At 65.9% G+C, this 11,262-nt stretch carries 10 protein-coding genes; 3 read left to right on the top strand and 7 right to left on the bottom strand.

From position 1 onward, the window contains the following. The 7 genes from DM995_RS00965 to DM995_RS00935 form a co-directional block, all read right to left on the bottom strand. On the bottom strand, positions 1-1,324 hold a 1,324-nt coding region (locus DM995_RS00965), incomplete at its 3' end, for a DNA recombination protein RmuC (protein ID WP_232823962.1). Between the two features lie 231 nt (positions 1,325-1,555). Then, a complete protein-coding gene (gene def / locus DM995_RS00960; RefSeq protein WP_116968199.1) occupies positions 1,556-2,080 on the bottom strand; it encodes a peptide deformylase in 525 nt (174 codons plus the stop codon). Between the two features lie 54 nt (positions 2,081-2,134). Continuing rightward, positions 2,135-2,584 (bottom strand): Hpt domain-containing protein, encoded by a 450-nt coding sequence (locus DM995_RS00955; RefSeq protein WP_116970265.1) that lies wholly within the window; start codon positions 2,582-2,584, stop codon positions 2,135-2,137. A gap of 142 nt (positions 2,585-2,726) precedes the next feature. Continuing rightward, on the bottom strand, positions 2,727-4,133 hold the full coding sequence (gene der / locus DM995_RS00950) for a ribosome biogenesis GTPase Der (RefSeq protein WP_116968198.1): 1,407 nt from the start codon (positions 4,131-4,133) through the stop codon (positions 2,727-2,729). Between the two features lie 56 nt (positions 4,134-4,189). Further along, a complete protein-coding gene (locus DM995_RS00945; protein ID WP_023837382.1) occupies positions 4,190-5,515 on the bottom strand; it encodes a PQQ-like beta-propeller repeat protein in 1,326 nt (441 codons plus the stop codon). A 65-nt stretch (positions 5,516-5,580) separates the two neighbouring features. After that, a complete protein-coding gene (locus tag DM995_RS00940; RefSeq protein WP_232823961.1) occupies positions 5,581-6,348 on the bottom strand; it encodes a tetratricopeptide repeat protein in 768 nt (255 codons plus the stop codon). 117 nt (positions 6,349-6,465) lie between these two features. After that, complete coding sequence (locus tag DM995_RS00935; protein ID WP_116968197.1) at positions 6,466-9,303, bottom strand: TonB-dependent receptor plug domain-containing protein; 2,838 nt, start codon at positions 9,301-9,303, stop codon at positions 6,466-6,468. A gap of 293 nt (positions 9,304-9,596) precedes the next feature. Here DM995_RS00935 and infA point away from each other — a divergent pair, with 293 nt between their 5' ends. From infA to DM995_RS00920, 3 genes are all read left to right on the top strand, one after another. Then, entirely contained in the window at positions 9,597-9,815 is a 219-nt protein-coding gene (gene infA, locus DM995_RS00930) for a translation initiation factor IF-1 (RefSeq protein ID WP_010162480.1), read from the top strand. A gap of 2 nt (positions 9,816-9,817) precedes the next feature. Further along, a complete protein-coding gene (locus tag DM995_RS00925; RefSeq protein WP_116970263.1) occupies positions 9,818-10,390 on the top strand; it encodes a Maf family protein in 573 nt (190 codons plus the stop codon). Position 10,391: 1 nt separating this feature from the next. Continuing rightward, a partial coding sequence (locus DM995_RS00920) for a ribonuclease E/G (protein WP_116968196.1) occupies positions 10,392-11,262 on the top strand: 871 nt, incomplete at its 3' end.

The raw sequence follows: 11,262 nt of genomic DNA, 5'->3' as shown, positions 1-11,262 counted from the left end.
TGTTGTAATGGCCGACCGCGCTCGACAGGCCCGAGCCGACGCGCTTCAAATGCTCGGCCGAGACCGCGAGCCGGTCGTACAGCTCCTTGCCGAGCTGGCCGATCTGCCGCGCCTCCTGCGCCAGTCCCTCCTGCCGCCAGACGCTGGCGACGGTGCGGGCGATGGCGACCAGATTGGTCGGTGTCGCCAGCAGCACCTTCTTCTCGAACGCATAATCCCACAGCTTGGCATCATGCTCCAGCGCGGCGGAGAGGAAATGCTCACCGGGGACGAACATGATGACATAATCGGGCGCGTCGGCGAACTGGTCCCAATAGGCCTTGCGCGACAGGCCATCGATATGCGCCTTCATCGAGGCGCAATGCGCGGTCAGCGCGATGCGTCGGGCATCTTCGTCGTCCGCCCCGAACGCGTCCTGATAGGCGTTCAAGGACACCTTGGCGTCGATCACCAGCGAGCGCCCGCCGGGCACCTTGACCACGGCATCGGGGCGCAGCCGGCCATCCTCGGTATCGACGCTGAGTTCCATGAGGAAATCGGTGCGCTCGGCGAGGCCGCAGCTTTCGAGCACGTTGCGCAGCTGCTGCTCGCCCCAGCGCCCGCGCGCCTTGGGCGCGTTGCGCAAGCTATTGACCAGCCGCGCGGCCTCGGTCTGCACCCGCTCCTGCCCCGCGCGCATCTGCTCGATCAGCCCGGTGAGGTTGCCATAGGCCTCGCTGCGCGTCGCCTCGATCTTCTGGACCTGATCCTCATAGCTTTTCAGCCGTTCACCGACCGGCGCGAGCAGCGCGCGGATCTTCTCCTCGTTCTTTTCCTCGGACTGAGCGAAGCGCTCGTTGGCGCGGCGCAGGAACGCCTCCTGCGCCTCGCCGAGCAGCTTGTTGCCGACTTCGCCGAACTGCTGCGCCAGCTGCTCACGCGCTTCGACCAGCAGCCTCACCTGCTTTTCGTGATTGGCGGCATCGGCCTTCATTGCGGAAAGTTCGGTCGATACGGCTTCGTACTGGTTCCGCAGCGCATCGAGTCGCTCGGCCAGACCATCGGCCTGGCGCGCGCGTTCGCTGGCCGCCGCGAGTTGACCCTGCAGCGCTGCGCCCTGCTGCCTTGCCTCGTCGAGCTTCACCGCCAGTTCGTCGGCGAGCTTTGCCCGCTCGCTGGCTCCGGCCAGATCGCGGATCGCGGCATTGAATTGCTCCTGCAACACCTTCAGCTCTGCTTGCGCTGCGTCGCGCTCCTTGCGGGCATCGCCGACCGGCTTGCCGCCGAGGAACCAACCGATCCCGAGCCCCACGACCAGAGCAACGACGACAAGGATGGCGACCATCGGGTCCATAGGGAGCTTCCGCGCAAAAGAGTGGAACGAAAGGCGAACCTAGAGCGCGGTGGCACGCTTGGCAATGGGGCAATGTCGTCGGATTGGCGCAAGCACTGCCGCTGATAAATCGTCAATCCCGCGCACGCGGGAATCCCGCTAGCTGAGCCAGAGGGAAAGAGAAGCGGGACCCCCGCCTTCGTGGGGGTGACGGTTATTGCATGGGCAGAAACTAGGACGCGATCACGCTGCCTTGCGCATCTTCTCGAGCTTTTTCAGCACCATTTGGCGCTTGAGCCGCGACAGGTGGTCGATGAACAGGATGCCTTCGAGATGGTCCATCTCGTGCTGCAGGCAGGTCGCCATAAGGCCGTCCATTGCCTCTTCGTGCACCTTGCCGTCGAGATCCTGCCAGCGCGCGCGGATGCTCGCGGGGCGCCCGACCTCGGCATATTGATCGGGCACCGACAGGCAGCCCTCGTTGTACAGCGACTGTTCGGCCGAAGGATCAAGGATTTCGGGATTGATGAAGACGCGCGGCGCCTTGATCGGCTTGCCCTCCTCGTCTTCCTGTTCCTGCAGGTCGATCACCAGCACCCGCTTGGGCACGCCGACCTGGATCGCGGCGAGGCCGATCCCGGGCGCATCGTACATGGTCTCGAACATGTCGGCGACCAAAGTGCGCAGATCGTCGTCGAACGTCTCGACAGGGGTGGAGACGGTCTTCAGCCGCGGATCGGGCACTTCGAGAATGGGACGGATAGCCATGCCGTCCAGATATGACCGAGAGGCCGCCCGGTCAAGCGGTGGTCACGAGGCCGGTCAGGCGCGGCCGAAATTGCGCGGCGCCGAAAGGCCGCCCGCGGGCGCGAGCGGGCGGCGGCCGAAGCTGCGGCGCTCGACGAGCGGATTGGCTTCCTTTTCGAGCAGCGCCAGCGAGCCGAGAAACATGTCGCGCAACGAGACCACATCCTCGAGCAGTTCGTCGGGCTCGACATGCGTCTCGACACAGTGCCGGGCTACCACCTCGATCTTTTCCGACAAGAGGCCCAACCGCTCGGCACCGAACTGATGCGCTTCGCTCTTCAGCGTGTGCGCAGGCAGCACCAGCCGGGCCGCGCTGCGCTCGCGCATCGCGGTTTCGATCGCGTCGACCGACTTGACGCCGTCCTCGCGAAAATAGCCCAGAATGCGCACAAAATCGCTGCCCATGGTCGCCCTTGCATCGGCATAGGTCGACCAGTTCACCAGCGGCGCTTCCTCGTAAGACATGATGCTTTCTCCCGGCATGTCCAAGCACTGACACCGGAAATTACATCGGTAATGGTAAATGAAGTCTTGCGCCAAGTCAGTGATCGGTCATTTTTAAATGAAAATGCCACCAACTGAACGGATTTGAATAATTGCCGCCAAATCAGTTGTTTGAGAAGGGGTTTTTCGGCGCGCGATAGGTAAGCCTCACCGGTACGGCGCCAAAGCCCAGCTCGCGGCGCAACCCGTTGACCAGATAGCGCGAATAGCTTTCCGGCAGTTCGTCGACGCGCGTGCCGAAGATGACGAAGCCCGGCGGGCGCACCTTGGCCTGGGTGATATAGCGCAGCTTGATGCGCTTGCCGCCGGGCGCGGGCGGCGGATTGGTCTCGACCGCCATTTCGAACCAGCGGTTGAGCTGACCGGTGGATACGCGGCGCGACCAGGCGGTGCGCGTCTCGAACGCGACCTTGATCAGCGTGTCGATGCCCTTGCCGGTGACGCCCGAAATGGTGAGCACCGGCACGCCCTTCAGTTGCGCCAGCCCCTCGTCCAGCGCCGCCTTGATGCCGTTGAACAGGCTGGAGGCGTCCTCAGCCACGTCCCATTTGTTGATCGCGATGACCAGCGCGCGGCCTTCCTTGATGACATGGTCGGCAATCTTGAGCTCCTGCAGCTCCAGCCCGCGCGTCGCATCGAGCAGCAGCACCACGACCTCGGCATAGTCGATCGCGCGCCGGGCATCCGCGACCGAGAGCTTTTCCAGCTTGTCGGTAACCTTCGCCTTCTTTCGCATGCCGGCGGTGTCGATCAGCCGGACTTTCCGGGGCGGCGCGCCATCAGCCGGGTTCCAGGTCCAGTCGATCGCGATCGAATCGCGGGTGATGCCCGCCTCGGGCCCGGTGATCAGCCGGTCTTCGCCCAGGATCTTGTTGATCAGCGTCGACTTGCCCGCGTTGGGGCGTCCGACGATCGCCAGCTGGAGCGGCGCCGCCTCGAGCGCGCTTTCGTCGATCGATTCGGCATCGAGATGCACATTGGCGAACTCGGTCTCGGCCTCACCCTCTTCTTCCCAGTCCTCGATCAGCGGGCGCAGCGCGTCGAAAAGCTCGGCCATGCCGACGCCATGTTCGGCGCTGAACGCGATCGGCTCGCCCATGCCCAGCGCGTAGGATTCCATGAGGCCGGCATCGGCCGCGCGGCCTTCCGCCTTGTTGCCCATCAAAATGATCGGCGTCCTGGTGGTGCGCAGCCAGCGGGCGATTTCCTCGTCGAGCGGGGTCAGCCCGGCGCGGGCATCGAACACGAAGATCGCGGCGCGCGCGCTGGCGACGGCGGCTTCGGTCTGCTGGCGCATGCGGCCCGGCAGCGTCTCGGGGTCCTCGTCCTCGTACCCTGCGGTATCGACGATCTGGAAATGCAGGCCCAGCAGTTCGGCCTTGCCGACGCGGCGGTCGCGCGTCACGCCGGGCTGGTCGTCGACCAGCGCCAGCTTCTTGCCCACCAGACGGTTGAACAGGGTGGATTTGCCGACATTGGGCCGGCCGATAATGACGATTTCGGGTAACATGACTGCGCCTGTATCGCGGAAGCGAGGCTTTGTCTCCCCCCGCGATCAGACCCGCATCACCGATAGGCGGTAATCGTGCCGCCGTCGTCGAGGATATAGAGCGTGTTGTCCGCCACGATCGGGGGCAGCGACACCTTTTCCTTGAGCTCGAACAGGATGTTGAAGCTGCCGTCCGCCGGATTGACGGTGCCCACCTCGCCCTCGGTGTTGACGGTGAACAGGCGCCCGCCGGCCAGCACCGGCCCGTTCCAGTAGATCGCGCCTTCCTTCTTCTTTTCCTTGCGATAGCGCTGCAACTGGGTCGACCAGCGCACCTTGCCGGTGGCGCGCGCGATGCACAGGATGCGCGCGTCGTCGGTCAGCACGAACAGCCATTCGCCCGCAATCACCGGGGTCGAAATGCCCGCGATGTTGAGCTCCCAGATGCGCTGGCCGGTGACCAGCTCATAGGCGGCCATGCGTCCGCCCTCGCCCACCGCATAGACGCGGCCGCGATCGATGATCGGATCGGCATCGATATCGGTCAGCGTCGACACCGAGGTCGAGATGCTGGTGCGCGCGAGCGCGTCGGACCACAGGTTGCGACCATTCTCGTAGCGATAGGCGATCAGTTCGCCGCTCGAGAAGCCCGCCACCACGGTGCCCTGCCCCGCTGCCGGCGCCGCGACGCCGAACACGCCCGCCTGGCCGAGCGATCCGCTCTGGTTCCAGGTGGTGGTACCATCGGTCTGGTTGAGCGCGATGAGCTGGTTGTCCTGCGTCATCACATAAACCGAGCCGAACGCGAGAGTCGGCGCACCGCGCAAGGGACCGGCCGGCTTGACGCGCCAGATCTGCGCGCCGTCGGCCGGGTTGAGCGCGGCAACCTCGCCGACGCCGTTGGTGACATAGACGCGGTTCGCATCGACGCTGACGCCGCCGCCGAAGACCGAGGCCGATCCGCCATTGTCCGGCTCGATCGTCACCGACCAGACCTCGGAGCCCGACGCCGTGTCATAGGCATGGACGGTGGCATTGGTGTCGATGGCATAAAGACGGCCGTTGAACACGACCGGTGCCGCCGCGAGGCGGACGCGCAGGCTCGATCCGGCAATCCGGGCGCTCCACGCGCGCGCGAGATTGTCGCCGATGGTCAGATGGCCGGTCGCCTTGGTCGCGCTTCCGCCAGGCTGGTTCCAGTTGGCGTTGGTGACCGCGGGCGGCAGGATCACCGAAACGCCCGCGAGGTCCTTGTCGACATTCGCGCCATTTTCGGCGCGAGTCAGAATCGACGTGCGATTGCCCACGGTGGGCGTGACAGGCTTGTCCTTTCCGCCCAGAACGCCGCATCCTGCCAGCGTGGCCGACAGCGCGAGAATCGTCGCCCATTTTGCCTTGTGCATTGCCAGTCAAGCTCCCCGAATCATCACAAAATCAACGTCAACGGTAGCGACCCGCAAATCTGTTCTTACTGCGCACCCGCCGGTGCAGCCAGCCCTGGCGCAGCGACAGGCGCCGCAACGCCCTGTGCCTTGCTGGGGTCGTCGACCGCATCGACGCCCATGACACCGGCCAACTGACGCGCACGTGAACGGATCGTTTCCGGCACCTGCTTGTCATCGGCCAGCTTCTGGAACAGCGGCCCGGCGAGATCCGGCTTGTTCATCCGCATGTGCGCGATCGCGACCATCTCGCCCGCGCTGCCGAACCAGGGGTTGCCCGGCACGGCGAGCGGCTTGAGCCGCGCGATCACGTCCTGCGGCTTCAGGCTGTCATATTCCGCCGCGGTCTGACGGATCAGCGCGAGGTCGCGCAGCGGCTGCGGCAGGCTGTCATCGCCCGCCACCTTGGCGAAGATCGCAGCCGCACCCTTGGGATCATTCTGTTCCTGCTTGATTCCTGCTGCGAGCAGTTGTGCCGCGGCGCGATATCCCGGCTGGTCCGCGGTTTCGAGCGGCTTCAGCGCATTGGCCGCGCCGGCAAGGTTGTTGCCGCGCAGCGCATCGAGCGCGTTGGTCATTTCCTCGCCGCGCACCCCGGCCGCTTCGGCCTGGCTGTGCCGGTACCAGAACCAGCCGCCCAGCGCGAGCAGGATGACGATGATGCCGATCAGCAGGTGCCTGCCATAGTTCTGGACGATCCCCGCCATCTGGTCCTGACGCAGCGCATCATCGACTTCGCGCAGGAACATGGCGTCGCGCGCGGCGTCAGCGTCCTTTTTCGGTGTCAGCGCCAAAACGGGCTCCTTGCATGGCTTTCGCGGCCGAAAGGCGTTCGCCCCGGCTCAAGGTCAGCGTCTTTAAACGCGGGCTTCGCCAAAAGCCATGGCAAATTTGACACGTGTTCTCCGCGTTCAGAAGCGCTTGCGGAAGCTCAGCGAAACGACCCGGCCTTGCGGATCGATGAAGCCCGGCTGGTAACGCAGCGGCACTTCGCCCGCCTCGTTGGTCACCCGCTGCTGCGCATTGAAGATGTTGTCGACCCCCAGCCGCAACCGCGATCCCTTGAGGAACGGGAGCGCTTCGGTGAGCTGGGGCTTGTTGTCGAAATTGACGAACGCGCGCAGGCCGAAGGTCGCGATATCGTTGAAGCGCAGGTCGGTCGAACCCGGCAGCCCGCCGCCATCGACGCGCGATCCGCTCTGGTAGTTGCCGGTGAAGCGCAGGCCGATGCCGTTCAGGAACACCCCGCCCTCGAGCTCGACGCCGTGGCGCGGCACGCCGCCGCTCGACCCGATGGCTGAACCATTCAATAGATCGAGTTCGGCCAGCCCCGGGCGGATGCGGATCGTCTCGGCAAAGCGCACGGTGTGATAGATCGAGATGTTCCAGCGGCCGCCGCGACCGCCGGCACCGGGACCGAAGCCGCCCGACGGGCCGCGCGGCGGGCCACCGGCACCTGGACCGCGGGGCGGACCGCCCGCGCCGGCACGCTCGCCACCGGGACCTCCCGGCGGCGGACCGCCCGCTCCCGGTTGCCGACCGGGACCACCGGGGCCGCCAGCGCCGCCGCCGCGCGCCTCGCCGCCGATCCGTTTCGAGAAATTGATGCCATAGCGCAGCCGGTCGCTGGTCACGCGGTCGTAATTGATCGCGCGCTGGTCGATCGCGAGCAGGGTGCCATCGGTATCGCGGATGATCCGATCGGGAAACGCCGCCTCGATCTCGGGCGTCAGGATCGGGAAGGACGCGGTGGTGCCATAGCTGCGGTTGCGGATGAATTCGGCGAGAAAATCGAGCCCCTCGACGAACGGAGGACGATAGCTCAGCGACACCTTGACGTCGCGCCGCTCTTCCGCCGTGAGCAGCGGATTGCCGCCCGAAATGATCGTCGCCAGCACGGTTTCGTTGCGCGCCAGATCGAAGGTGCTGACATTGGGGGTGACGATCTGCGGATCGCCCAGCTGGCCGATGCCCGGGGCTGCCTCCTCGCCGATCAGCGAGGCCTGGATGGTCAGCGTGTCGGTCGGCGACCAGTTGAGGCCGTAGCCGAAGCTCAGCAGACCGCCGATATCGCTGAGCTCGCGATAGCCGAGATTGCCGTTGACCGAGAGCTTGCCGAACCAGTCCGACATATAGGTGTCGACCAGGGGGACATCGATATTGGCCGAGACATTGGCCTCGCTGCGGGTCAGCGAGACGCTGCCCTGCCCTGCCCTGCGGCTGTCGGTCGAATCCTGCAGACGCCGGGCAAAGCCGCCGACCAGGGTCAGGTTGACCGGGCCCGCGGGCAGATCGGTCAGCTTGCCATTGGCGGTAAACTGCGCGTTGAACAGCTGGTTGCGGCTTTCGGCGGAATCGCTGACCAGGCCCGGCAACAACGTGCCGAGTGTCCCGGTGAACGGATTGATCGCCCCGGTCGTCCGCGAGATCGCGGCCTGCACCGCGCTGGTATCCACGGGCTGGTCGATGATCGTCAGCGTATCGATGCGGGTATAGTCGCCGGTCAGTGCCCATTTCCAGTTCGCGGGCAGCACGCCATTGGCATTGAAGCCGAGCGAATAGGTGTCGGTATCCACCGTCCGCGTGATCGCGCGCGGATCGCCAAACGCGGTGAGCAGGCTGACATCGCGCCCGAACGGGTTGAACGGGTTGGCCGCGGGCACGGTGAACGTCGCGGTATTGAGGCCGAGCAGCGAGGTCGCGAAATTGTTGGTATAGGTCGCGTTGACCTGGACGTTGGTGTCGGGCCCGAGATTGCGGGCATAGGTCGCGTTCGCCTGGATACGGTCCGAATTCGGAATGAGCGTGCGGAATTCGCCCAGATCGGTGGTGTTGGGCGCATTGGTGAAGGCCGAAAGCGCCGGGGCGCCGGTCAACCCCTGCGGCACGCCCGTCAGCGTCACCGGCCGCCCGGCAAGCGCGCTCAGCGCCGGGCTGATCTCCGCGCCCGTTCCGAACGGCGATGCGCCGACATTGCCGCCGAGCGCGAAGGGTGCGCTGCTGTCCGGCTGGACGATGCCGCGCTCGCTCTCGCGCAGCGCGGTGGCCATTTCATATTCGACATCGACGATCAGCCGGGTGTTCTTGCCCAGCTTGGTGAAGGTGCCTTCGAATTCGGTCGTGCCATAGCCGCCCTGGGTCGACAGGCCATTGTCGACCTCTGCCGCCAGGCTCTGGTAATTCTCGACCAGGACGAAGTTGATGACGCGCTGGTCCGGGCGGAAGCCGTATTTGAGCGCGAGCTCCTCCGGAAACACCTCGACCTTGGCGATGGCTTCGGGCGGAATGTCGCGGATCGCACGGAATCCCGAAACGCGCTGGCCGTTGAGCAGCACGACCGGGCCATCGCCGCTGCGCCCGCGCGCGCTGCCGGTCTGTGGCGCGATCTGCTGCAGCAGTTCGGCGAGCGACGAGGCGCCATAGCTGGCGACATCCTGCGCATCGAGTTCGGTGACCGGCGGAATGTCGGTCTGGATGGACCCGCGCAACCGCTCGGCCCGGACGACAATGGTCTCGCCGTCATCGTCGGGCTCGGTATCGGGCGGCGGCGGGTCGGCGGGAGTTTGCGCCGCATCCTGCGCCTGCGCGACGGCGGCGCTCGCGGCCTTCGCATCGACCTCGGCCCCGTCCAGCGAAGCCGCCAGCGCGGCAGGGCACGTCGCGATCAGCAGTGCCGACGCAAGGGACAGGCCGAACAGGGGGCGCATGGCATCGGCATCGTCGGACCTCAGGGGGAGCGAAGGAGTCATGGGAAACAGCGTCTCTTTGTCTTCGGCACGGGGGAAGCGCCTGGGGGGATTTATCTGTTGCAGCGCAATATGATGCCCCGACCCGGATTGCCCAGTCATGAATTGTAACAATTTTTAGCTGCGCTCTCGGTTCGGCGCGTCGCTCTGCCCCTTGCAAACTCCCGTCTTTTCTTTTGCACGCTTTGTCTGTAAGGCGCGCTGAACTTTGCGCGGCCTCATGGGTGTCATGTCCGCGCAGACAGGTGGTGCGGAACGTCGTGCCGCCACAACGCAAACCACATTGCAGGGGCCGAATGGCAAAAGAAGAACTTCTCGAAATGCGCGGCCAGGTGGTCGAACTGCTTCCCAACGCCATGTTCCGCGTGAAGCTGGAAAACGATCACGAAATCCTGGGCCATACCGCCGGCAAGATGCGCAAGAACCGCATCCGCGTGCTGGTGGGCGACGAGGTTCTGGTCGAGCTGACGCCTTATGATCTGACCAAGGGCCGGATTACCTACCGCTTCAAATAATGGTGCCGCTGATCCTCGCATCGGCCAGCCCCCGCCGCCAGCAGTTGCTGGCGCGGATCGGGGTCACTGCGGACGCGGTCATTCCTGCCGATATCGACGAATCTTCCCGCAAGGGCGAGCTTCCACGCGTCTATGCGCGGCGCATGGCGGCGGAAAAGGCGGCAGTGATCGCTGCACAGCATCCCGAAAGCGCCGTACTGTCCGGCGACACGGTCGTCGCTGCCGGGCGGCGAATCCTGCCCAAGGCCGAGAGCGAGGCCGATGCGCGCATGTGCCTCGACCTGATTTCCGGGCGAAGGCATCTGGTCCTGTCCGCGGTGACGCTGATGCTGCCCGGCGGACGTGCGCTGCACCGGCTTTCCGAAAGCATCGTGACCTTCAAGCGGCTGCATGCCGACGAGGTGGAAGCCTATATCGCGGGCGGCGAATGGCAGGGCAAGGCAGGCGGCTATGCCATCCAGGGCAGCGCCGAAGCGCTGATCCGGTCGATATCGGGCAGCTATAGCGGCATCATGGGGCTGCCGCTTTACGAGACCCGCAGTTTGCTGCTCAGCGCCGGCCTGCTCAAGCCCTGACATGGCCCACTGGCTTTACGAAGACGGCATCGGCGAAGAGCGCGCAGCGCTGATCGCGCGAGGCCGGATCGTCGAAGCCCGCATCCAGCGACACGATGACGCACATGCTGTCGGCGCCGTGGTCGACGTCAAGCTGCTCGCCAGGAGCGCGGGCGGCCATCGCGCCCGGGCGCAGCTGCCCGATGGCCGCGAGGCGATGCTGCAGCCCGTGCCCAAGGGCGCGAGCGAGGGCGCGACGATCCGCGCCGAGATCGTCCGCGAGGCGATGATCGAAACGGGTACCCGCCGCGCCAAGCCCCCGCGCCTCAGGCCCGTCGCCGCCGAAACGCCGCTGCGCGCGGCACCGCGTCTGATCGACCGGCTGAGCGCCGAAGGCATCGAGATCACGCACTGCATCGCTGGCGGCCCCGACCGGTTGGCCGAAACAGGCTGGCATGAGCTGATAGAGGAGGCCGAGACCGGCCAGATTGCCTTTGCCGGCGGGCTGCTCACCTTCTCGCCCACACCCGCGATGATGGTGGTCGATGTCGACGGCGATGTCGCGCCGCGCGCGCTGGCGCTCGCCGCGGCCCCCGCGCTCGCTCAAGCGATCCGGCGGCACGGCGTGGGCGGCGGGATCGTGATCGATTTTCCCGCGCTCGACGACAAGGCCGATCGCAGCGCGGTGGTCGAAGCGTTCGATGCGGCCATGACGGTGCCGTGCGAGCGGACAGCGATCAACGGCTTTGGCCTGATGCAGATCGTCGCACGCCGCGCCCGCGTATCGCTGATCGAGCTGCACGCCGCCTATCCGGTGCGCTGGAGCCTGCTGGCCCAGCTGCGCAGCGCCGAGCGCGCGGGCGGCACCGGACCGATCGCGCTCGCGCTGTCGT

Source organism: Blastomonas sp. UPD001, from assembly GCF_003426715.1.
In the GTDB taxonomy this organism is placed as follows: Bacteria; Pseudomonadota; Alphaproteobacteria; order Sphingomonadales; family Sphingomonadaceae; genus Blastomonas.
This window is presented reverse-complemented; position numbering and strand designations above follow the sequence as displayed.

What these genes read in the sequence shown, in the direction of transcription:
- der (WP_116968198.1), bottom strand. Translation starts at nt 4,133, where the DNA reads ATGTTACCCGAAATCGTCATTATCGGCCGGCCCAATGTCGGCAAATCC.
- infA (WP_010162480.1), top strand. Translation starts at nt 9,597, where the DNA reads ATGGCAAAAGAAGAACTTCTCGAAATGCGCGGCCAGGTGGTCGAACTG.
- def (WP_116968199.1), bottom strand. Translation starts at nt 2,080, where the DNA reads ATGGCTATCCGTCCCATTCTCGAAGTGCCCGATCCGCGGCTGAAGACC.
- DM995_RS00945 (WP_023837382.1), bottom strand. Translation starts at nt 5,515, where the DNA reads ATGCACAAGGCAAAATGGGCGACGATTCTCGCGCTGTCGGCCACGCTG.
- DM995_RS00955 (WP_116970265.1), bottom strand. Translation starts at nt 2,584, where the DNA reads ATGTCTTACGAGGAAGCGCCGCTGGTGAACTGGTCGACCTATGCCGAT.
- DM995_RS00935 (WP_116968197.1), bottom strand. Translation starts at nt 9,303, where the DNA reads ATGACTCCTTCGCTCCCCCTGAGGTCCGACGATGCCGATGCCATGCGC.